Origin of the sequence: Rubripirellula reticaptiva (genome assembly GCF_007860175.1) — a bacterium.
GTDB classification, from domain to species: domain Bacteria; phylum Planctomycetota; class Planctomycetia; order Pirellulales; family Pirellulaceae; genus Rubripirellula; species Rubripirellula reticaptiva.
Genome location: NZ_SJPX01000004.1, coordinates 1,101,180 through 1,124,872 on the forward strand (window position 1 = coordinate 1,101,180; position 23,693 = coordinate 1,124,872).

Genomic DNA, 23,693 nt, shown 5'->3' on the forward strand with positions numbered 1-23,693 from the left:
TGACGTGATTAGTCCAGAGACACGAGCGAGCTTGATCCTGCGATTGAGCGACCCGGCCGACGATTTGGCTTGGGCTGAATTTTTGCAGGTTTACGAACCCATGCTATTTCGGCTCTCGTCGCGTTGGGGGCTGCAGGAAGCCGATGCGCGCGAAGTGGTCCAAGAAACTTTGCTGGCGGTCGCTAAATCGATCAACAACTTTTCGGATGATCGACAAGGCAGTAGTTTTCGCCGCTGGCTGTCCACGATCACTCGCAACAAGTTGGCTGATCATTTAGCCAGTCGATCGCGTCAAGAATCCGGCAGCGGCGATACCGACGTTCACCGATGGTTGGACCAACAGGCCGACGACACATCATCGGCCAGTCTTTGGGACTGGAATGAAAAACGACAGGTCTTTGCTTGGGCGGCCGAGAACGTGCGTTGTCAGGTGAGTGATCCAACCTGGCAGGCTTTCTATCGGACTCATGTCCAAGGCGACAGCGTCAAGCAGGTTGCCGCCGACTTGGGAATGCATGAAGGGATGATCTACGTCGCCCGCAGCCGAGTGATGTCACGGCTGCGTAAGGCAGTCACTGCGTGGACGGATACCGCTGATAGGGAATTCGCTGACCAGGATTCCTCAGGCGAGGTGTCGTCATGAACTGTGATGAATCCCTTTTGCACGCATTCGTCCAGCAAAGCATTGATCCCGGTGACGACGTTGAATCGATCGCTAGCCATGTTGAAGGTTGCGTTCGCTGCCAACAAACGCTGGCCGACTTGGGCGGCGAAGCCCATTGGTGGGACGATGCCAAAGAATGGTTGTCGATTCCAGCCGACGGCGCATCGATGTTGGATGCGTCACATCCTTTGCCGCCCATCGACCTAAGTTTTTTGGATACGCCGACTCATCCCGAGATGCTTGGCCGGATCGGTCGCTATGAAGTCGAGTCGGTGCTTGGCCGTGGCGGGATGGGCGTTGTGCTAAGGGCGCATGACAGTGATCTGCATCGTACGGTCGCGATCAAGGTCTTGGCACCCGAGTGGGCTGCGTCGATACCGGCAAGGCAGCGATTCGCCCGCGAAGCCCAGTCCGCTGCCAGCGTCGCGCACGAAAACGTGATTCCGATTTACAACGTCGAAGCCGATGCGACATTGCCGTACTTGGTGATGCGTTACGTGCCCGGCATGACGTTGCAGCGATGGGTTACGTCGAACGGGCCACCGGATGTTGCGACGATTTTGCGAATCGCTGGGCAATTGGCCGAAGGCTTGGCGGCTGCTCATCGTCGGGGGCTTGTTCATCGCGATATCAAGCCGGGCAATGTGATGGTGGGTGAAAATGTTGACCGAATCTGGCTGACTGATTTTGGATTGGCACGTGCGGCTGACTCGGTGACGTTAACGCAGACTGGCATCATTACAGGGACGCCCAATTACATGAGCCCCGAGCAGGCTCGCGGCGAAAATGTGGATCACCAAAGCGATTTGTTCAGTCTCGGTTGTCTGCTTTACTTTTTGGCGATCGGACAACCGCCGTTTGAATCGGAAAACACGCTCGCGGTACTGCACCGAATCGTCACCGATGATGCTGATTCATTGGCGACCCATCGTGACGATCTGCCGCCTGCGTTTGTGGGGCTGGTCCAGCGGTTGCTAAGTCGCCCAAGATCGAAACGCCCCGCTGATTGTGATGCCGTGATTGACGCGCTGAAGACATCGCAAGTCCAAGTCGAAGCGGGGCAAACAGCGAGAAAACCGATGAAAAAGGGTACACGCCGGTTGTTGATGGCGTGCAGTCTTGTTGTGTTTGTGGGCATCGTCGGTCTTGCGACGTCGTGGTTGATGCTCGATTCGAGTGGCAGGGCGATTCGGTTCGTTGAGCCTCTTGATCTACTCGACCAGCAATCGCAGTCCGGCGGCCAGCGGCCAGCGGACATTTCGATTAGCCCCTACATCGCGCAAGCAGCCAGTCAAATTGAAAGCTCGGCTATGCTCGATTCTCGGCAATTGGAAAGCCGTATCGAACGGATCGAGGCACTGGCTGACCGGTTGAAACGAGCTGATTCCGTCGTTGCCGTTCCCGTTACTCAATTGCGCAATTCAAATTGGCAGGATGAAGTCGATCGTTTGGAAACCATGATTCAAATGTCTCGGCAAAGATGACAACAAACTCTTCACTCGATTCAAACTAGGAGCTACCTATGCAACGTTTATTCGTTTTGTGTTTGTGTTTCGCGGCTACCACCGCTTGGTCACAAACGCCACACGCCGAAACAAAAAAACGACCCGGCACATCCATGCAGCCCATTTACAATCCGTTTGACCAGCCGATCGACTACGGCATGGGGATGGAGATGGGGATGGACGACATGATGGGCATGGATATGGGAATGGGAGCTGAGCAGAAGCCGAGCCAAGATGAACTTTTCCGTGCCAATCTGCCGCGTGCGATCCAGATACTGAAGGAAGCCAAAACGCCTGAAAACAAGAGCACCTTGCAGGGCTACATTCGCGAAGCGTTCGAGCAGCGTTACGACCGGATGATGAGCCAGCGTCAGAAAGACATCGAACGACTGCGTAACAGTTTGGCTGAACTTGAAAGCGATCTGAAACGCCGCACGGCCGCGAAGGACCGTGTTGTGCAACTGCAGCTTCAGAGCGTTCAATTGGCCGCCGAAGGTTTGTTGCAACTCGACGATCTGCAGGGCGTTGGACGTGGCAACGAAGGCAACGAAGGATATGGGGGCGGGGGTGAAATGGGTTACGGCGGAATGGATGGTGGAATGGGGTTCCAATCCCGGTAAGTTTTTGCTGGTCGCTGATCCGTCTAGACCCCTCGACGTTGGTCAACAATCTCGATTTGCAACTGGAATGATCCCGGTAATTGGGACGGCAGAACGTTGCCGGCGACGTCGACAATCTAGTTGTCGTTGACGGTGACAAAGTACTCGTCGGAAACGTAGCCGTCTGGTCCCGGTGGAAGCACCAAAGTGTCACGGCTGTTTTTACGCACTGGACCCTGGCTTCGTTGTCTTCAAACTGCAACAAGAAATGAACTTCACCCGACTGCCTGACGATGGCCGTGGAAGTCAGCAACACTCCGGTCGGCGGAGCTCAATGTCTTAAAACAATTTTCCTGTTGTGTCGAGTAATTCATCCACCATCTCGGACCAAGCCACTTTTTCGTCGCCGAGCAAAGGAAGCAGCACGGATTTCGGGCTGCCTGCACTTGCACTGGTGGATGGCGGTGGAGCCGGAACGCCGAAAGGTAAGAATGTGAACTGCGACACGGAGGCATAGTCCGTATCGTCACCCAACAAGAATCCATCGCCGTTGATATCCGAAAATGGATTGTATTCAGGTCCACCGGCAAACGTGAATTGCTGAGCTGCGATCAAGTCGATGTCATCACCCAACAGGAAGTCGTCGTTGGAAACATCACCAGGAAGCAGGTCGATGCGGAAATTGAAGTCCCCACCTTCAGTTGAATCACCCGAAACCGCACTTGCCGAGTCGACCCATTCTCCGTCGAGCGAGTTACCGGCCGTATCTTGAACAGTATCGCCAATCGCAAGCAGTAGTTTTTCTGGCCCAAACGTCTCACCACCTAAAAGGCTGATGGTTAGTAGGTAGGGACCAGATCCACCACCGTTGGAATAGGATGTCGATAATCCAATGGTTGATTTGTAATCCGGGATGTTAAGCCCCATCAACGAGAGGTTCCCCAAGCCAACGTCTGTACCGCCTTGTTGTTGGACCTCTTCGCTGAATTCAACAACGATTGTATCTAGATTTGACCAAGTGAGATTTTTCAATTGATCAGCGCCGGGCAATGATACGCCTTCCGAGAATCCAGGGTCGCTAAACTGCAAGAAAGCGGAGCTCCAGCCGCTTCCCGCGATTTTTACGTCGGTGATCGTTGGCGGAATTAGATCAGGAGCGAGGGAGAAACCACTTCCGACGATTATTGATTCGGTCGGTATCCGTTGATTGTTCTCGTCAAAAAAAGCGAAGAAGTTCGCATCGAATCCACCGCTGACCACTTGTCCAATTTCAGTCAGCGATGTTATCGATGCCGTCTCGTCGACCACCAAGCTGATCGTGAAGAGGCTAACAGGCTGCCCTTCGACTAAGGACATTTGGCCAACGGATCCTGCTAGCCCGAAGTCAGCAGTGAAGGGAGAGTTGAGCGGTGCAACGGCTTCTTGAGAAAAGGCGGCGTTTGGTTGGAAGTCGGCGAGAGACCCGCTAAACGTGGCACCCGGTAGATCAAACGCAAACGGAATGTTCCAGGATCTTAATTCTTGTGTTCCACCAGTTGCGGTGACGTAGAAATCGAAGTTGTAGGTTCCTGGGCCGAAAAACTCTTCTACTTCGCCAGCCAGTGTCAGCGTCTTGCTTGTGTCATCATCAATGATGGCAGAGGATAAGCTCGCAAGCGTGAGCCCATTATAGGCCGTGTCGATGGAGCTGACTGAGATCGATATCAGCCCACTGTGCGGTCCCTCAAACAAGGAATCGTTGAATGCGGTGACGTCGACGACCTGAGCGATCAATGCGTTTGCTGGCGTGAAAATACGGGTGACCGCGGTTCCTCGGCCGTTTCCCAGATCCAATTCGTTATCGGGGGTGATTATGACGGTCACGGTTTCGTTTGGAATCGTGTCCAAGACCACGGTAAAGGCGTCCGCGGCACCACCCTCAGTTACGTTTGTAATTCCACCGGATTGGACGACCGTTACGCCTGCGTTGTCATTGTCCGTAATGTTCACTTGAAGATTGGCGATGCTCAGATTGTTAAAAACCAAGTCAGTGCTAGATGTTGATATGGAAATCACGCCCGAGTGAAGTCCTTCGGCAACCAAGTCATCGACTGCATTGACCAGAATCTGAAACGGGGTCGTCGCGGTACCGGCAATGAACGTGCGATTGATCGCGATCCCAGGGCCGTTGCCGAGATCCAGCTGAACGTTGGGAGTCAAGGTGACCGTGACATCCGACGTCGGCACGCCAACGAGAGTAATTGAAAAGCTGTCTGGAATCCCGCCTTCTATCACATCGGTGGCACCGTCGGTTTCATTGACGACGACTTCAGCGGGCACATTTTCGAACTCGTAATCCACGACCAGTGGCAGATGGTCACTAGCGCCGCGAAGCGCCTCTAGAACATTGGCCGCCGCACCGGATCCCGTCAGAATTCCATTCAAAGAGTGCGTGCCGTTGTTGCCGAACGCTCGATAAGATCCTGGGATGTAATCGAGGCCGCCGGCCACAAAGAGTTCTCCGCTGGCGAGTTGCAAGTCGAAGCGATCGTCCATTCCGCCGCCGCCGCTGGGATCCTGAGTATGGATGCTCTTGAACGCGTTATTATTCGTCCAGTTACCCGGCGAATTTATGGGGTCGAATACTTGACCTGCGCCGCTAGCGGTTAGGTTCGTGTACGCGCCCTCGAAGCTGTTCTTCAGGTTGAAGTCACCGACGATCAACACGTTTTCACCTTCGCCCAAGGCGTCCGCGTCTGTGCGTATCAGGCTGGCCTCAACGGCTCGAGTGCTGGCGTCGCTCGAGCCGGAACCAGCTTTTAGGTGGGTCGAGTAGATGTAAAAATCTGAATCTTCGGATGTGGCCGCGATAGGCTGAAAATGCCCTCGCATTGGAGGACGTGTGAACGAACCTGTTAAGTTCTTTGTTCCCAGCAACTGTAAAGTTGTCGTGTTGTAAACGAACCCGAAAGCGAGTCCGCCATAGGATGGGGATAGGTACCGCGCGTAATCGTCAGTGTAGAGCGAGTCCAGGATGCTCTCGATACTGTTGATCGAGCTAGAATTGGTCTCTTGCAATACCAGCAAGTCAATCGGCTGGGTCACGCCGGCCTTCGTCTCGTTGCCGATCGCACTTAGGATCGTGCTGTAGTGGCCCACCGCTGTTGCGTCTGTCGGGCCGCCTTGCAAAACGTTGTAGTTAACCACGCGAAGAGCGGTCAGCAAACGACGAAACTCGAGTGATTCAAACAGAACAATTCGGCGCCTATTGCAGCGATTGACGTAACGGTTTTGGGGAATCGCAGAACCTTGTCCAAGTCGAAGAAAGCGAATCATTAGGCGCTGCTGAATTAGGATCGAAAGATTCGATTCTGCGAAAAATGCAGATTAAGAAATAAAACGTCCGCCGAGAGCAAAGCCCTCGGCGGACAAGTCATACGAAGTAAGCTGAAAAATCAGGTCTACTTTTGGGTTCTGCGGCGACGCATCCCAACGGCTGTCAAAGAGACGGCGGCAAGGGCGAACACCGATGGCTCGGGAACTGCACTCACTTGAATACCAAGTGACGGCGATCCAAGAGTCAAACCACCGTTGCCTCCACTTTGGACACCGCCGGAAGTGGCGAATTGAAAGAAGTTCCTGTCAAAACCGGTGTCGATGAATTGACCGACTTCTGTCAGCCCGAGCGGTGCGTTCGAAATCGAGAAGACGATCTCGCCCACTTTGACGCGTTCCATTGCGAGTACGGGAATCGCGCCTGCACCGCCTGCGAACCCAACGTCACTAGTAAAGTTGGCAGGAAGTGCTGGCGCCGACTCCGTTCCAAATCCAAAATTCGTTGCTTCGAAACTTGCGTAGCTTGCAACTGCCGGATTTGAGAAAAGTGTCGGCAAGTTATACGACGAAATGGTCGTGGCGACGTCGGAGGTCGCAAAAATACCAATCCCAACATCGCCAGTAAAACCTTCGGCGATTGGAACGATTTCGCCCGAAACGACAATGGCGCCGTGAGCGATGCTTCCTAGTCCGCTCGCAAACATTAGGGAAATTCCCAATATCGCGTTCTTTATCATTATCATCTTCTCCAAAGTAAACGAATTAAATCGCCTTCATCGACGTTGATAGAGGCAAAAGCACACAAGCAATCTCTCTGGCGATGGGAATCACGTGAGAACGCTTTGGACATCAGATGAGTTCGGTTAGAGCAACATCTATTAAATACGCCCAAGAATCATCCGCGTCTGAATCTGATAAAAGGTCCAACGCGGGCGGGCTCAGCGGAGCAGGTGTCGGGGATGGCGCTACAGGTTCATTGGATGGCAGGAAGGTGAACTGAGCAGCCGAAATGCTGTCTGTATCGTCACCTAACAAGAAGCCGTCACCGTTTGCGTCGGTGAACGGATCGTAGCCCGCGCCGCCGGCAAAAGTGAACTGCGCGCCGGATACTGTGTCGGTGTCATTCCCAAGCAGGAAGTCGTCGTTTGACACATCACCGGGAAGGACATCGATGCGGAAGGCAAAGTTGCCGCCTGCGACGGTGTCACCTGAAGTCGTGCTTGACGCATCGGTCCATTCGCCGTCAAGCAAATTTCCGGCAGTGTCTTGAACGGTATCGTTGATAATCACCAGCAGTTTCTCGGGACCAAATGATCCACTGTTCAAGCTGATGGTCAGTTTGAATGGGCCTGCGCCACCACCATCGGAATAGGTTGCCGTCAGGCCTGGTGACGCCTCATAATCAGCGACGGTTGCTCCTGCGATCGACAGATTCGTTAGGTCAATGTCTGTTCCACCGGACTGTTGAACATCTTCGCTGAATTCAACGATGATCGTGTTGAGGTTGAACCAAGTCAGGTTCTTCAATTGATCAGCACCCGGTAACGAAAGTCCTTCGGAGGAGGTCGTGTCAATCGTCGATTTGAAAAGCGTCGACCAACCTGATGAAGCTACTTTTACATCCGTAATCGTCGGGGGCGTTGTGTCGCCGACGGGAACGATATTAGCCGCTCCCGGCGTTCCGAAATCGGTACTGCCAGCGATAGGGGCTGTGGAGGTTTGCCAGTTGGATCCCGTGTCGTTGTCGGTTCCTGGAGATGCCACCCCAAGAATCAACTCCATGGAAGCGCCGGCCGGGTCAGGGAATGTCGGGCCGCCGTCATAGGCGACTGTGTCGATTACCGTGCCGACCGGATCAGTGATAACGACTTCGTCGGCCCCGTTACTAAGGTTGAATCCCGAATACTGATATCCGGCAACGATTCCACCGTTTGTGGCAGGGTCTGAGTTGATCGCGAGAACCAAATAGCCGTTCGCGGGAACAATCAGGCTGCCGCCATTCGAGATCGTGTGTGATTCGCCGTCAAAATCCGAAATCACAAACCCGTTGATGTCGATGTCGGCTGCGGTGGTATTCCAAAGCTCGAAGTATTCACCGTTGCTGTCGAATACTGCACTTGGGTTTTGCATGATCTCATTGATCACCAAGTCACCAGGCGACAGAGTGCTGACGAAATCGTTGTCCGCGATGTTGATGGTTGCTTCGATACCATTGCCGAGTACCAAACTTGGGTCGCCCGAGGTGATCGCAGTGAGAGTGACGGTCACGGACTCGCCGATGTCGACGACTAAATCATCGATGACAGGAACCGTGATGGTCGCGTCCAAATTACCAGCCAGGATCGTGATCGTTCCGCTAAGTGCGACGAAGTCGTCGCCGCTGGTGGCCGTTCCGCCGACGCTATAGCTGATGACCGTGTCCGTTGCTTTTGTTGCGATTTGGGAGACGGTGAAGACGCCATCCACCGGGCCGGCTTCGTCGCCATCCGTCGTCGCGGCGATGGTGACTACCGAATTGGTTGAACCGGGGGTGTCTAGGTCGTCGTTGCCAAACGCGAGTTGAACATAGTTGCCTGTACCGTCGACATCACGGGCGACGCCGCTGGGCGTGAAGTTTCCGTCTGGACCAAACACTGTCGCCGAGTAGCTGAAGTCGGGGGCTTGGTCACCGTCGACCAGCGAAACCGAATCAAACGGAGTGCCGATCCAAGGTGTCGTGTCCAGCGATCCGTCATTGGTAGCGTCCAGGTCGTCGCCCACTAAACCGGTGAACCCTTCGACTAAAAAGACGGTTTGTGGCGATCCGAAGACGCTGAAACCGGGCTGCAAAACATCACCCGAGTCAGTTGCGACGTTCGTGGTTGAGTTTGTTGCCAACAAGAACCCGTTCGCATCCGAAACGCCCGACGACAGATCGATAACAGCATCGATCTGGCCTGGCTCGAATTCGCCGCTGACGAACACCAAATACAGGCCGGCAGTTGACGTCGAAGGGTCACCAACGATTTCTGCGAAGTCAGTGATCGAGCCTCCGGCGTTGACACGAATCTCATTGATCACGAATGACGAGTTCGCAGGTGGTGCGTCATTGTCTGCAATGCTGACGGTCAAGTCGTTGATGACGAGGCCGTTGTAATCCAAATCAGAACTCGAAGCGGTAAAGCTAACGATGCCACTGTGCGCGCCCTCAAAGTCACCATCGTCTACTGCTGTGACTGTGACCGTCTGTGGTTGGTCCCAGTTTGCCGCGGTGAACACTAGGCTTGGGACGTTCGTCGAAGTTTCACCATCGGTTGTCGACAACGTCAGCGTCACATCGTCAGTCGGGGCTAGGTTAAGGACCACTTCAAACGTATCCGTTGTGCCGCCTTCGACGACAAAAGTGGATCCATCGGACTGAGTCAGAGTTAGTCCTGCATTGCCTGCATTGTGAGAACCCAGTCCGTCTGAGGTGTCCGACGGAAACGAATCCCATTCATCGCCGAGGTTGGTTATCGGATCAAATCCGGCGACGTTACCATCGACGATGGTCGGCTTGCGTCGCAATGTTTGATTGGCCGTGCTTACGGCCCCATCTTCCCAAGCGCTACCTGGATCCACTCCAACGACGCCGAATGTATCAACGACCGTTGTGCCTTGTAAAAGTTGGTATGCATCGTCCCCGTTGTGGTTGATGACCCCGCTCGTCACATCAGCAAGGCCAAGAATTAGAGTGTTGGAACTCGGGTTAGCAATGACAAACGTTGCTCCGGGAGCCAGCGATCCTTCACCTGGCGATGAGAAAAAATCAGAGAACGGCAGCGTCGCTGAGGCGGTTAGAGACCCATTGGTAAATCGCTCGAGTGAATATCCGCTCAGGTCAATTGCTGCTGGCGAGTTGTTGTAGAACTCTAACGCTTTGTTGTTTGATGAGCCTTCCAAATATTCGCTGATGAAGAGGTCACTGGCGAGCAGTTTCCGCGTTTCGAGTTGCTCAAATCTACGATTTCGGAGTTTCGTGGACCGGCGAAATTTAGAGCCCACCCGTGCAGATCGATTTGAATTACCGAGTTGAGAAACGAAGCTTGAAATGCGACCCATGCTGATTGCTCGTTGGCTAATGAAGTGGAAGTCTTATCGAGGCAAAATATCAAGGTGCCGAGTCGCCTTATGCATTGGTCAACTAAATTCCTTAAATCCCTGAGGAACCTGGACCAAAGACTTGCGACGATGGATCCACTCTGTTGGCAGTTCTTCAATTCGCAGTGAATGAAGAATTGACATATCCAAGTGATGCGGCAATGCAATTTATACGTAATGCAAGTTACGCAAACCCTCTAAACTGAACGGATTGCGTGAGCTTTTTATGAAGGTTCAACTGTGTAGTTGATATTTCCCTAGTCGACGTGTTTCGTCAGTTGAAGCGGCATTGCCTGCAATAAAAAAATGCTTTCGCATTCTTAATATCATCTGCTTGTATCACTGGGGCAGGGGTGCCTAGCCGCTCACTTTGGGAGGTTTATCGGTTTGGTAAGGCGACGGATCAGTTTGTTGATCGGTTGGCTTTATGAGATCGTCGATGCATCAATAGAAAACCCACCGTCGATTTTGCAGAGGTCTGCGCGGCGGTGGGTTTAACGATTCGAACAGTGATGCTGTAACGAAAGATTTGTGTTTAAAGCTCCGAGTCAACGACCTCATGGCTGGCGCGAGTTCCTAGCGATCCCCATAGGCCATAAGGACTTGGCGATCCCGGCGCGCGTGATCCCGTGCCGCCGTCGTATGTCGCGATCACCGTGCCGTTGGTTTGAGTGCCGGCCTCAATCGAGTCCGTTATAAATCGAACTGCGCCGTCAGACATGAGCACGTGAACGCCACCCTGGTGATAGCTGCTTGGTGGAACTGCACCGCTTCCTGTGTCGCCGAATAATAGGCATAGTTCGCTGTTCGGTGGGCGAATCGTTTGCATCACCGAGTAGGGGTGCATGCCGCTTGCCCATCGCATACCACGTCCCTTGTTCGCAGGCATGATGTTGGTCGCGCCGGAAGCCCAGAACTGCGGACGTAGGGGATCGATCGATGGTGAGAGCGTTGTGCAGAAAGTTGGGTTGGCTTGTAAGCTGCTAGCCTGTGAACTGGAGATCGTTTTTCCAATTCCGGTTTTTGCTCTGTCGCCCAAGTAAGTAGCGATCTCGCCCGCCATGATGGTGTTGGATGTCCCATCGAGGATGTCGCGGAATCTCATTGATTCGCGAGGAATGAAGACGCCACGGCCAGAGGCTAGGATCTTTTCGGGGCCGTAGGTCCAGGTCCCCGTTAGGTTGTAAAGCACTTTGCCGGTGTCCAAGTAGTGCATCGCATCGCCGATGCAGGCTGCGTAGTTCGTGCGTCCCATTCCGGGCAGTCCAGACCCTGGATCGCTTGGGCACCTTAGTGTTTGTACTTCGGTCATCCATGGTTGATAGCCAGAGTTGCGTGCCGTTACGCTTCCGCCTGGGTTGGTGTCGTCTGTTGGGGTTGGACCCATTGCCGGCCAGGGTTGGCCCGACGGGCGAAGCCCGGTCGCCGACAACAAGTCTGTCATGTTTGGGTTTGCGATTTGTTCCCACAAAGCTTGCTGTTCAAAGAATGGCGTCAAGGGAACAAAGATGCTCAGTGAACGCTGATTGGAAACCTCTTGGGTCGTGAACCAATTGGCAGCAGGGTTGTGCTTGCTTGTGCCCTCCATGTGGCTGGGCAGCCGCTTGAACGCTGAATGGTAGTTGTGGATCGCCAGCCCGATCTGTTTGAAATTGTTGCTGCAGCTCATTCGACGGGCAGCTTCGCGAGCGGCCTGAACCGCCGGCAACAGCAGCCCAACCAACACGCCGATGATCGCAATCACCACCAACAATTCAACGAGAGTGAAGCCGTGAACAGGCTTCTTTAAATGTCTTGGCATCGCTTGTGTCCTGAAAAAATCGAAAGAAAGATTGAGTTGTAAATCAAGTGCTCGGTACGGCTGAGATATCCGAGTGCAGCGAGTTATCGCTGCTGTCCGCTTCGGCCCGCCATTTCCTTCTCTACAAAGTCGATCGTTGCCTGTTCTTCTGCCGTTGGCTGGTAAGGTTCGCCTGGCTTAATCACAACGGAATCGCTTCCGTCACCGCAGCCTACAGCCGAGATTGCTGGGATGATCAGCAACACAGCAGCCGCCACAGAGTTCACGTTCAATTTGAATTTCATAGTTTTCTGATTCCTTAAAAACGATTCCACACCGTTGCGATGCACGCCCGACTCCTAGCCAGAGTATGACGCGGTCTGGCGATTCGGAATCCGTATTGAATGACGATCCCCTGGCATCGAATCGAACGAGTACAAATGAAGATTCCTTTGAGTTTTCAATGCATCGATTGCATTTTCGAACTGGATTCCCGACAATTGCGCGCGGTCGTTGATATGAAAACAGATTTGTAGGAAGGCAAGTAGGGGTAAAAGCGAGGCGATTGTTGGCTTAGGTGTCAATGGAAATTGCTAAGCCTTCAGCAGATCATTCGGGCAAATAATCCGTTCTCAAATTTGTGATGGCTGCGAAATTTCATTCGCATGCGAACCAACTAACGAATGAGTTCGACAGCAATCGCTATTCGCGAGATCTTCAGTGCGACCATTGATCGTTCCCAGTCGAAAGTATTTCATTCATTGGAATCGTATCGGCGTCGGCTGCGAGCTAGCGAACCAGTATGTTAGCGGTCGATCGTTAGGGTTCGATGAAGATCGTCGCGACTTGAGGTGATGTTCATTTGTTGTTGCCAGAGCTGAGTTCAAAGATTTTGTTCTGTGGGCTCCGTCGCGAAAACATAGCAAGTGAATTCAATGGAAGGTTGGTCGCCGGCAAGCTTGTTTAATGGTCGTGATGGGCTCTCGTAATTCATGATCTTGCTTCGTCCCCCACGCTGGGCCGTTTGGTGGTGGTCCTCGTATTTGTTTTCGTTTCTTGTCCGATAAGTTCCTTATCGAGACATCGTGTTAACGAAAGCTTTCGTAAATGTTCATCGTTTATTCACGGTTTTCTGCTCGCGGCAAATCGTTTAGTTCCTGCCGTTGACGTGGAAGTAGGCCAAATGGATCTAACGCGGTGTCTTGCAAGCGTCCAACGCGACGCACAGCCGAGTTGCGACTGATCGAAAAGTCTGGATGAACACCAGGCAGTTTCGGTTGGGAAGTGCTTCTTTCGGGGAGAAAGTAAGTTGTTGGCGACTGCTTCGTTTGCCACCGCTAGTTCGCAGCGTCATTCGGTGGCTGCCGTTTTGTGGGCAATTTCATTTGCACGCCGAAGCCGATTTTGCTGAGCAAGGCTCTTGAGTGGCACATGGGCGGTGCCGGTACGAATTCGATCTAGGTCAGGTCGGGTGGTATGGTTGTGGCTAGCAGCGGTGGGGACCTCAGTGCTTCCGTAAGTGCAGTCGTTCGGTAGGGTGAGGTCTGGGGGCACCTGGATTTGGTGGTGGCGAGACGAACGGCGGAGTGAATTTTTGAGATATGTTCGCTGCGACTTGCCGCGTCCCGGAATCGTGATGGGCGGAATCAACGCCGGTTTCCAATTGGGATGCGCCGAGCAACTGTGACGGTCGGATGTTGCCAGCTTGATGCGTCAACGTGCCGGATTCCATGATGACGGTGTACTCGCCTTGGTCTTGCGCCCCGCAACTCCGTTCGCGACGAGGTTGGAAATCAGAACAGCTTTGCAGTTCGATCCCCAATGACTGCTACTTCATCCCAGTTCGCGGCGCGTGGTGGGCTCGAACCTGAGAGCCTCGGAAAAGCCGGGAATAGCGCTGGCACTGCAGTAAGTGGGTTCGTCCTTGCCGTAGAATGGGCTTCGACGGGCAAAGTCGCTTCCAGTCGGCTTGGCGTTTTGTCGCAGCAGTTCATTTCTCGAGAATCGCACCGAACACGGATCACATCATGGCAACCATACTGGGCGTTTTGGCGATGATGACGTTTGCGTTGGGGTAAATGGCTTGCCAGCGATTCGGGCGTTTGAGTTTTAAGTCTTGAGTTTCTTTCTTGGAATAAAGATATGCGAAGTTTGGCAGGTGTGACCGTCTTGATGGTCGCTTATTCGGTTTCGGCGTCGGCTGATAATTGGCCACATTGGCGGGGTCCGGATGGGAACGGAGTTGCCAGTGACGCTGCGCCGCCGGTGAAATGGTCGGCGACTGAAAACGTGAAGTGGAAGGTGGACGTGCCTGGCAACGGATCGGGATCGCCCGTGGTTTGGGAGGACCGTGTGTTTGTGACGTCGGGCGTGCCGACGGGGAAATCGACTGGACGTTTGCCCGAGCTCGAGTTTGTAACGTTCTGTTTTGATCGTGGTGACGGCAAGCTGATTTGGAAACAGACCGCGACCGTGGCGACGCCTCATCAGCCGACTCACGAAACCAATGGATTCGCATCCGCTTCGCCATGTACCGATGGCGAACACGTCTATGCGCACTTTGGATCGCAAGGGTTGTATGCGTACACGATGGATGGTGATTTGGTTTGGAAGCGTGATGACTTTGGCAAGATGATCACGCGAAACGATTTTGGCGAAGGAAGTTCGCCGACGATCGTGGGCGAGAAGATTTTGGTGCCGTGGGATCATGAGGGACCATCGTTCCTGTATGCCTTGAATAAAGCGACGGGCGAGACGATTTGGAAGACGCCGCGTGACGAGCCCACTTGTTGGGCGACGCCGATGGTGATCCCGTCAGCTTCGGGACCTCAGGTGATCATGAACGGGCAAACGATGGCTCGGGCGTATGATTTGGAAACCGGCAAAGAGCTGTGGGCATGCGGCGGCCAGACTCAGCGACCCGTTGCGTCGCCGGTTTATCGCAATGGCATCGTTTACGTTGGCAGCGGCTATCGGGGTTCGTTCTTAGCCGCGTTCAAGCCGGATGGGCGAGGCGACGTCGAAGGCACCAATGCCATCGTTTGGTCGGTTGATCGTGACACGCCGGACATCGCATCGCCGTTGTTATCGGGCGATCGGCTGTACTTTTTTAAAGCCAAAACGGGCTTGCTGACGTGCTTGGATGCGGACACTGGCGAGTCGAATTTTCAGACCGTGCGATTGCCCAACATCAACACAACGTACGCATCACCCGTGGCGGCCGGCGGTCACGTGTTCTTGACGGGGCGAAGCGGTACGACGGTGGTGATCGATGATGCGGCGAAGTTCAACGTCGTCAGTGTTAATTCGGTTGGCGAAGGTGTCGATGCGACGCCGGCGATTGCGGATGACGAAATCTTCATTCGCGGTGCCAAGCATTTATTTTGCATCGGCGAATGATCGTTTGAGTGCGTCGTGACTGACACGAAGTCAGCCAAAGCGAAGTTAACGCTTGGCCTTGGCGACTTCGGCGTCCGCTTTTGCTTTCCACCTTGTTGATTTTTTTGCGACACTGGTGCTGTCGAGCACTTTGGCGGCAACTGCAAAGGCTTCGGCAAGCAGGGCTGGATTACGTGGGTCTTTGGCTACGCGCAGCCGGCGAACAATGTCGTCCATCTGTTTTGCGATCCTTGCAAAGAAGTGCTGCAACGCGATCAATTGCATCGTCTGCGATCTTTGCCAATGATTGAGTTTGAGTTGAAGTTCGCGTCGATGGGGACGCAGATCGTCCGGTCAATTTAGCGTTGCGATGGCGGCGTCGTTGGCAAATGTAGGCTGAGGGAGAGCAAGGCTTGCCAGCAAAAGCAGCAGCAAGTAGGAGCTGCTCATCAGACGACTCCCGAGAGTGGCGGCGGAGGGAAGGCAGACGCAGTGTCTTTTTTGGGGATGGTTGCATCTCGGCGTCAATTTTTTTCTCGTGGACCTTGTTCGGTTGGTTTGGGAGTTGGCGTTGTCGTGATCTGGACGGGCAATCGCGGTTGTGTCGCGAGGCCGTTAAACTGGGCTTCGCAGACCCCGCTCCGATCACTCGATTGCCGCTTTCATGACAAACTCACCCGACCGCGACCCGACCAAGCTTCGTTCTCATCGCTGGTTAGCGCCGGACGACATGCGTTCGTTTGGGCATCGGTCGCGGATGAAGGGGATGGGGTTTGACGACATCGATTTCACTGATCGACCGGTCGTCGCGATTTTGAACACGTGGAGCGAGATGAACACGTGTCATTCGCACTTTCGTAATCGCGCCGAAGAAGTGCGGCGTGGCATTTTGCAGTCGGGCGGTTTTCCTGTCGAGATTCCTGTCATGTCGCTGGGCGAGATGATGATGAAGCCGACGACGATGCTGTACCGGAATCTGTTGGCGATGGAGGTCGAGGAAGTCCTGCGTTGTCATCCGGTCGACGCGGCGGTGTTGATGGGCGGTTGCGATAAGACGGTGCCAGCGATGTTGATGGGCGCGATTAGCGCCGACATCCCATCGATCTTCTTTCCGGCCGGCCCGATGTTGAAGGGACGCTGGAAGGACGTAACGCTGGGCAGCGGATCAGATGTCTGGAAGTACTGGGACGAACGGGTGGCAGGCAACCTTTGCGACAGCGACTGGAAAGGCATCGAAAACTGCATCGCCCGGTCGGCTGGCACGTGCATGACGATGGGCACGGCGTCGACGATGGCCTGTGTGACCGAAGCGATGGGATTTAGTTTGCCCGGCGCGGCGACGATTCCGGCTGTGATGGCCGAGCATTGTCGCTTGGCAACACGAACGGGCCGCCGAGCGGTTGAGATGGCTTGGGAGAATCTGAAACCGTCGACATTCATGACGGCCGAGTCGATCGATAACGGTTTGATGACTTCGCTGGCGATCGGGGGCAGCACCAATGCGATCGTGCACTTGATCGCAATCGCCGGTCGGTTGGGAATTGAGTTGACGCTTGATCGTTTTGACGAGCTGTCGCGGATCACGCCGGTGCTGGCCGATATTCGTCCGAGCGGCCGATTCTTGATGGAAGATTTTCAAGATGCGGGCGGCTTGCCAGCGATGTTGTCGCGGATGACGGATCTGCTGAACACCGAGTGCATGACCGTGACGGGCAAAACGCTGGGTCAGCAGATCGCGGGCGCCGAAGTGATCAATGACGAAGTCATCCGGACTCGCGAAAATCCGGTCGCTGCAGTCGGCGGAACGTGTTTGCTGAAAGGCAACTTGGCACCGAGTGGCTGCGTGATCAAGTCAATCGCGGCGGATCCAAAATTGATGGTCCATCGCGGCAAGGCGGTTGTGTTCGACAACTATCCGTCGATGAAGGAACAGATTCACGATCCGGACCTGGACGTGGATGAAAACAGTGTCTTGATCTTGCGATCAGCCGGGCCACTCGGGGCACCTGGTTTTCCGGAGTGGGGCATGTTGCCGTTGCCGAAAAAGTTACTTGAAAAAGGCGTTCGTGACATGCTGCGGATCAGCGACGCGCGGATGAGTGGGACGAGTTACGGTACATGCGTGCTGCACATTGCACCGGAGAGTGCTGCGGGCGGTCCGCTGGCGCTAGTGAAGAACGGCGACGAGATTGAAATCAACGTTCCCGAGCGAACCATTCACTGGCACGTGTCGGACGAAGAGGCCGAATTGCGGCGAAAAACGATGCAAACGTCGATTCCGGTGCCCGAGCGCGGTTACAGCCACTTGTATGCAAAACACGTCACTCAAGCCGACAAAGGATGCGACTTTGACTTTCTAGTCGGCCGCAGTCCTGGGGCTGAACCAAGCATCCACTAAGCTCTTTCGCGACACCTTGAACGCCCCTTCGTTTCGTTCGGTTGGGCGATGAAGTAATCATTCTCATTAAACGCAAATTATGAACACACAACCATTCTCTGTTGCCCAACTTCGCGAATCCGTGATCGCTGTCCCCCCGCTTGCTCGGGACGCGAACTTTAAAATCGATGCGGCCGAAAATGCCAAAATCATTCGGCACATCGAAGCCGGTGGCGTGCGTTCGCTGTTGTACGGCGGTAACGCGGTCTTCTATCACGCTCGGTTATCTGAGTACGCGTCGTTGCTTTCAGTGCTTGCCGACAGTGCGGGCGACGATACGGTCGTGGTGCCGTCGGTGGGGCCGGCGTACGGTTTGTCGATGGATCAAGTCGATGTGCTTGCCGACTTTGATTTTCCGACGGTGATGTTGTTGCCGTCGCGTGACATCGTCGATCAAAACGGGATCGCATCCGGCGTTCGTCACATCGCCGAAAAATTTGGCAAGCCGATTGTGTTGTACTTGAAGTTTGATCGCTGGCTTGATCCGTCGATCATCAAGTCGTTGGAGGCCGACGGAGTGATTTCGTGGATCAAGTACGCCGTCGTGCTGGATGATCCGGCCGACGATCCCTATATGAAAGAAGTGATGCAGGTCTTCCCGGCTGATCGGATGGTGTCGGGGATCGGCGAGCAACCGGCGATCGTTCACGTTCACGACGTGGGCATGGCAGGGTTCACCAGCGGGTGCGTTTGTGTCGCGCCGGGCAAATCGATGGAGATGATGCACGCGATCCATGCGGGCGATATCGCCACCGCCGAATCGATTCGAAAATGGTTCTGTCCGCTGGAAGACCTGCGGAACGGGATCAACCCGATTCGTGTGCTGCATCATGCCGTTGAGGCAGCCGGAATCGCCAAGACAGGTCCGTTGTTGCCGATGCTAAGCGACTTGTCGGAATCTCAGATCGCCGAGATCGCGGCGGCCGTCAAATCGATGGTGGGCTAGACGGCGGTGGCGAGATTATGGGTGTTGCAGTCGTTAAAGTCATCGACCCGACATCTTTTCCACACGTCATATTTTCCGCACGCGGCTTGATCGGCCCGCAATTTGCCTTGGATTGCTGATCTGGGCTCATCAAGTCTTCACGAGTCGGTGGGACAGTCGGTAGCGTAATGCGTAGCTCGTTTGAAGATTCTTTTTCTCCGCGATGGATGCACATGACCGCCGACGACTCCTACGAAGCCCCGTTTGACGAAGCCACCTCCCGTAGCGCAACATCGGTTGACGCCGAAACTGCGATGGAGGATGGCGTCGACTCGCAAGACGCACTGACTGCTGGTGAATCAGCCGCTGAGCAATCAGCAGACGCGAACACCGAGGTTCAAGCTAGCGTTGATCCCGAAGTCGAGGAGGCTCGCGAGGCCTTCGACAGCAATGACGATGACTACGAAGACGTCAGCGATGACGTAAGCGATGACGTAAGCGATGACGTGTCGGAATCAGTCGCCAGCGACGCTGTGACTGCCTTAGAAGACGTTGTTGAGACCGTAGCCGCAGCCGAGTTAACGACCGAGGCGGTTTCCGAGGACGCCGCAGCCGACGATGGTGAAGAGCAGCTTGCTGTTTTGGCGACGCCGTTTGTCGGCCGCTGGAACGAACTGATCAGCACCACGAATTGGGAAAAGGGCCGCATCATCAGTGAATGGCGAGCGGCGTTGATCGCATCGGGCGTGGGAGCCGACCAGTACAGCGACGAAGCATGGGCTCGCCGCGTTGGCGGAGTCACGGCACCGCATGTCGGGCGTCTGCGCCGCGTTTACGATCAGTTCGGATCGAAATACGAGTCGTACCAAGGGCTCTACTGGAGCCACTTTTTGGCGGCTCAGGACTGGGAAGACGCTGCATTGTGGCTGGAAGGCGCGGTGCAATCCGGATGGAGCGTTTCCGGGATGCGAGAGCAGCGTTGGCAAGCGCACGGCGCCGTTGATTCGCAGCGTCCGACGTCCAGCCAGATCGTCGAAGTCGATACGGACGAGGACATCGACAAGGACATCGTCGAGCCCGCACAGGGTGGCGGCAGCACTCGCGAATACGGCGACGAGCCTGGTACCGCGATGGGCAAGACCTATGAAGATGCCGATTTTGGTGATGAAGAAGAACTGCAGTCGTTGGCTGGCAACACCGAACTTCCCAACCCGGGCGGATTGGGCGTCGCACCTGAAAACGTCGAGGTCGCGCCAACTCCGATGCAGCCGTTTGCGGGACTGCCGGAACTGCCCGAAGACTTGGCCGACGCCATCGAAATGATGAAACTCGCCATCCTGCGTCACAAGTCCAACAAGTGGGACAAGATCGACATCGATATTGTCGCCAAGTACCTAGAAGCCGTCGGTGCGCTGCTGCGAAGTCCGTGAGTGAATAGGGATTAGGTGTTAGAGATTAGGTTTTAGGAAAATTATGTCTTCCAAATACCTAAACGCTTGTACCTAAACGCTTGTACCTAAACGCTTGTACCTAAACGCTTGTACCTAAACGCTTGTACCTAAACGCTTGTACCTAACACCTGCTCCCCCTACATCACCGAGAAGTAGTTCTCGCACGCGAAGTCCATGTACTCGTGTTTGAGTTCGATGGGCAGGTCGTTGTACAGGCAGTAATTCTTGACTTGCAGCAGCAAGTCACGGGGTTGGCACATGCGCATCGGCCGATCCACTGCCTTGTAGTGCTTTTCGATCAGATAGTTGATCGGGTCCGCTTCATAGGGGATTTTGACCACCTTGCACATGATTTCGAACAGCTTGCGAAAGTCGGCTTCCGGTGGGTTTTCCGCTTCGATTTTGTAGGGGATTCGTCGCAGGAACGCGTCGTCGACCAAGTCCTTGGGTTCAAGGTTGGTGCTGAAGACGACCAGTTGATCGAACGGCACCTGGATTTTCTTTCCGGATGCCATGTTCAAGAAGTCATAGCGTTTTTCAAGCGGGACGATCCAGCGGTTTAGCAGTTCGTCGACCCGCATTCGTTGACGTCCAAAGTCATCGATGACCAACGTGCCGCAATTGCTTTTCAGTTGCAGGGGCGACTCGCTGATATTGCTTTCCGAATTGCTTTGAACTTCAAGCATGTCCATCGTCAATTCACCGCCGGCGATGATGGTTGGGCGACGGATGCGGACCCAGCGTTTGTCGAATCCGCCGATGTCCAACAAGCCGCTGCCGGCTTCGGGCATCGCGAGTTCGTGACACATCGGGTCGAACACACGTAGGACGTCGCCATCGATATCGATCGCGCGGGGGATCCAGACGTACTTTCCAAACGCGCCGGTGACTCGTTCAGCAATGGATGTTTTGCCGTTCCCGGGGAACCCGAACAGGAACATACCGCGGCCACTGGCGACGGCTGGGCCGAGTTTGTTCAGCATCGCAGGATTGATCAGCAAGTCCTTGAAGGCGTTCAGCAGGTCTTGTTTCTTGGGGTACTGGCCTTCGATCGTTTGCCGTTTGACGCTGGCAATGTATTCCTTCAGCGGAACTGGGCACGCGCCGTAGTAAGTGCAGTCTTGCATGTGACCGCGTGCGATCGCGCGACCGCTTTCGGTCAGCATGTAGACATAGTCGTTGGTCGACGTCGAGTTCTTGTAGGCAACATTTTGTTCTGCCTTCAAGCGAGTCAGCAGCGGCTCGATCATGCCGAAGGGCAATTTCACTTGGTCCGCGATTCTGCGTCCTGCCGCTTCGCCGATGTTGCGAATGAAACGATAGATAATGGCTTCGAGCAGCGTTTCGTTGACGCCAGCGGCGACCATGTCGGCAGGTTCGCCTGGTCGCCAAGGTTCGTCGCGGGACGGTTTGAATCCGAGCGGTTCTGGCGATCGAGCCGGTCGAGGTTGGGCCGGTTCCCCGGTCGGGCGAGCGATTGCGGGACCGGATGGTGAACCGGAAGGCCGCTGGGCCTCGGCTGCCGCCGGTGCCGGCGCCGGGCGCGCAGCCTGAGCAGGCGAGTTGGGTTGCGGTGCGCTGGATTCCGGCTGGCTAGTTGCGAGCGACGCCAGGCTGGCCGCTGGCGTGCCACCGGCGCTTAGCGTTTGGATGCGAGAGATCAATGAATCGAGCTTGCTGTCGACGTCGCCGCTCATGACTGCCTCGGATTGAGGTGGATGCAAAGGAAGTGTGTTCCGTTGTTCATCGGCCCAGGCAGTCGCGATATTCCACAAAATCGATAGCCGCCCCGAGCGTCTCGTTTGGTCCCCCTGATCAGACTGATCGTTATGAACCGCCCATTTCGCCAAGCCGGATTGAATTTGCGGGGCGATATCGTCGCACGTCGTCATTGCGACCGCACTGCTGCGTTTGGTGACCTAGGAACTAAGAGATGCCATTTGCCCGTGGTCGCCAACCGCTCGATGCAAACATTCATGTCGAAGTCCAACCTCTCATCAGCCCGCCTGGGCCTGCGAATCGACCAAGCGAAGTGGTCGCTTGCGCTTCCTGATGGTGCGCGGCGACTGATTGCATCGGGGGATTTCGACGGGCGCGACAACGAAACCCTGGTTCGTTGGCTTAGCGGCGAACCCACGTTGTCCAAGCGATTGTTGTTGTGGTGCAACACGCCGATGTACAACCTTTCGCAGCCCTATCAGACTCTTGAGCAAGCCGCCAAGGTCATGGATCGCTGTGAATTGGCGCGTCTTGCCGTGCTGGCGTGGGTTCGAGGCATGTTTCTGCCGGAGGTCCAGATTGACGTTTACAGTCGCGAAATCCTTTGGGGGCACTCAATTGCCGTCGGTTCCGTCGCGACTTTGATCGCGCGGATGTGCAACGTTGGCGATCCCGGTTTGGTGTTCATTGCTGGCGCCCTGCATGACGTTGGGCTTTGTGCTAGCGAGCGACTGGATCCCGAGTCGTTTGCCGAAGTGGTCAGCCAGATCGACGAGCTATCGCCGACTCATGAAGTAGAAAGAGACATTCTAGGCTGGGATCACTGTCAGTTAGGTGAAGCCATTTTGGGCCAGTGGGGATTGCCCGACGCCGTGACCATGGCAGCCCGTCATCACCACGCGCCCGAGCGCGTCCTTGACTCGGAACATGCCGACACCGTCGGCTGCGTGGCAATTGCCAACTACCTGTGCAGTCGCAGTGGTTGGGGGTCGACGCCAGCACACTCCATCGTCGCACCGAGCGACCGCGTCTTCAAAAAGCTTGGAATCGACGCCGGGCTGTTGACCGTATTGTGGACCCAGCTTTCGACAACGCTCGCTTCGGTCTCTGGTTTGCGGTAGCAAATTGACGCCGTCTGAAGACCTCAAAATCTCCGCAAATATCGTGATTACGCCGTTTGCTAAGCACCGTAGGCATCGCGGATGCATGATTCGAACGGAGTGCAGGAACAGCCTTTTCAAAAAATTCTCTGGAATAGCATCATTGCCTCTTGCGACCAGGAACAAGTCCCTCTATCTTTCCGCCTCGCTGACACGGGTTCGACATCTTCCGCAAGGAAACGTTCAAGCCCGCGACGCGAAATCAGCCAGCAAGGCCGCCGAAAATTCTTCGGTTTTTAAAGTGTCCGGCCGGTTGACGAAAATAAAAACTGCCCGATACTACGGGACCAACCTTTGGCCGCTGGCCGACTTCATTTGAAGTCAACAAGTCAGCCCATTGGTTAATTGATCTTTGACAATTTGGTGATGAAACTTCTGTTGAGTTTAGATTTGCGAGGTCATTTCTCGTGATTCTGGATCGGGTTACTTTTCGGAGTGGTTTGGTTCGGATGAATGAAAAAATGGCGAATCGCTGGAGTCTTTACCGAGGCTCCAGACCAGATCAACTATCGGTTTTAACTTTGCTTTCTCCCGGCGAGCTTGCTCGCTGGTGAATCAATACAAAATTGAAGGGTTTGATCCTGGCTCAGAATGAACGTTGGCGGCATGGATTAGGCATGCAAGTCGCACGAGTATCACCA

At 54.7% G+C, this 23,693-nt stretch carries 15 protein-coding genes; 8 read left to right on the forward strand and 7 right to left on the reverse strand.

What is annotated here, in order from left to right; genetic code table 11:
* Positions 1 to 4: 4 nt before the first annotated feature.
* Genes Poly59_RS21150 through Poly59_RS21160 form a run of 3 tightly spaced genes read left to right on the forward strand, consistent with a single transcriptional unit; the run spans position 5 to position 2,789 of the window.
* Positions 5 to 643 carry an RNA polymerase sigma factor gene (locus tag Poly59_RS21150; RefSeq protein WP_222436148.1) on the forward strand — a complete coding sequence of 213 codons (639 nt, stop codon included), beginning with the start codon at positions 5 to 7 and terminating at the stop codon, positions 641 to 643.
* Positions 640 to 2,148 carry a serine/threonine-protein kinase gene (locus Poly59_RS21155; RefSeq protein ID WP_146536046.1) on the forward strand — a complete coding sequence of 503 codons (1,509 nt, stop codon included), beginning with the start codon at positions 640 to 642 and terminating at the stop codon, positions 2,146 to 2,148. The genes Poly59_RS21150 and Poly59_RS21155 overlap by 4 nt, the downstream gene beginning before the upstream one ends.
* 38 nt (positions 2,149 to 2,186) lie before the next feature.
* The gene (locus tag Poly59_RS21160; RefSeq protein WP_146536047.1) at positions 2,187 to 2,789 is read left to right on the forward strand and encodes a hypothetical protein; all 603 of its coding nucleotides are present in this window, start codon (positions 2,187 to 2,189) and stop codon (positions 2,787 to 2,789) included.
* Positions 2,790 to 3,107: 318 nt separating this feature from the next.
* Here Poly59_RS21160 and Poly59_RS21165 read toward each other — a convergent pair whose 3' ends face one another.
* The 5 genes from Poly59_RS21165 to Poly59_RS21185 form a co-directional block, all read right to left on the reverse strand.
* Positions 3,108 to 6,083 carry an endonuclease/exonuclease/phosphatase family protein gene (locus Poly59_RS21165; protein ID WP_146536048.1) on the reverse strand — a complete coding sequence of 992 codons (2,976 nt, stop codon included), beginning with the start codon at positions 6,081 to 6,083 and terminating at the stop codon, positions 3,108 to 3,110.
* Between the two features lie 125 nt (positions 6,084 to 6,208).
* The gene (locus Poly59_RS21170) at positions 6,209 to 6,820 is read right to left on the reverse strand and encodes a hypothetical protein (RefSeq protein ID WP_186776425.1); all 612 of its coding nucleotides are present in this window, start codon (positions 6,818 to 6,820) and stop codon (positions 6,209 to 6,211) included.
* A 112-nt stretch (positions 6,821 to 6,932) separates the two neighbouring features.
* A complete protein-coding gene (locus tag Poly59_RS21175; protein ID WP_146536050.1) occupies positions 6,933 to 10,163 on the reverse strand; it encodes a lamin tail domain-containing protein in 3,231 nt (1,076 codons plus the stop codon).
* A gap of 574 nt (positions 10,164 to 10,737) precedes the next feature.
* On the reverse strand, positions 10,738 to 12,003 hold the full coding sequence (locus Poly59_RS21180) for a DUF1559 domain-containing protein (protein WP_146536051.1): 1,266 nt from the start codon (positions 12,001 to 12,003) through the stop codon (positions 10,738 to 10,740).
* Between the two features lie 83 nt (positions 12,004 to 12,086).
* Positions 12,087 to 12,287 carry a hypothetical protein gene (locus Poly59_RS21185; protein WP_146536052.1) on the reverse strand — a complete coding sequence of 67 codons (201 nt, stop codon included), beginning with the start codon at positions 12,285 to 12,287 and terminating at the stop codon, positions 12,087 to 12,089.
* 1,837 nt (positions 12,288 to 14,124) lie between these two features.
* Between Poly59_RS21185 and Poly59_RS21190 the strand changes: the two genes are divergently transcribed.
* Complete coding sequence (locus Poly59_RS21190) at positions 14,125 to 15,381, forward strand: outer membrane protein assembly factor BamB family protein (protein ID WP_146536053.1); 1,257 nt, start codon at positions 14,125 to 14,127, stop codon at positions 15,379 to 15,381.
* 45 nt (positions 15,382 to 15,426) lie between these two features.
* On the opposite strand, the gene Poly59_RS21195 is transcribed toward Poly59_RS21190, so the two are convergent.
* Positions 15,427 to 15,645 carry a hypothetical protein gene (locus tag Poly59_RS21195; protein WP_146536054.1) on the reverse strand — a complete coding sequence of 73 codons (219 nt, stop codon included), beginning with the start codon at positions 15,643 to 15,645 and terminating at the stop codon, positions 15,427 to 15,429.
* A gap of 379 nt (positions 15,646 to 16,024) precedes the next feature.
* Here Poly59_RS21195 and araD point away from each other — a divergent pair, with 379 nt between their 5' ends.
* From araD to Poly59_RS21210, 3 genes are all read left to right on the forward strand, one after another.
* Positions 16,025 to 17,758: an L-arabinonate dehydratase gene (araD, locus tag Poly59_RS21200; protein WP_146536055.1), complete on the forward strand. Its 1,734-nt coding sequence runs from the start codon at positions 16,025 to 16,027 to the stop codon at positions 17,756 to 17,758.
* A gap of 79 nt (positions 17,759 to 17,837) precedes the next feature.
* Positions 17,838 to 18,743: a dihydrodipicolinate synthase family protein gene (locus Poly59_RS21205; protein WP_146536056.1), complete on the forward strand. Its 906-nt coding sequence runs from the start codon at positions 17,838 to 17,840 to the stop codon at positions 18,741 to 18,743.
* Between the two features lie 212 nt (positions 18,744 to 18,955).
* The gene (locus Poly59_RS21210) at positions 18,956 to 20,152 is read left to right on the forward strand and encodes a hypothetical protein (RefSeq protein WP_146536057.1); all 1,197 of its coding nucleotides are present in this window, start codon (positions 18,956 to 18,958) and stop codon (positions 20,150 to 20,152) included.
* Between the two features lie 158 nt (positions 20,153 to 20,310).
* On the opposite strand, the gene Poly59_RS21215 is transcribed toward Poly59_RS21210, so the two are convergent.
* On the reverse strand, positions 20,311 to 21,870 hold the full coding sequence (locus Poly59_RS21215; protein ID WP_246151816.1) for an ATP-binding protein: 1,560 nt from the start codon (positions 21,868 to 21,870) through the stop codon (positions 20,311 to 20,313).
* Between the two features lie 132 nt (positions 21,871 to 22,002).
* Here Poly59_RS21215 and Poly59_RS21220 point away from each other — a divergent pair, with 132 nt between their 5' ends.
* Entirely contained in the window at positions 22,003 to 23,013 is a 1,011-nt protein-coding gene (locus tag Poly59_RS21220; RefSeq protein ID WP_146536058.1) for an HDOD domain-containing protein, read from the forward strand.
* Positions 23,014 to 23,693: the final 680 nt, after the last annotated feature.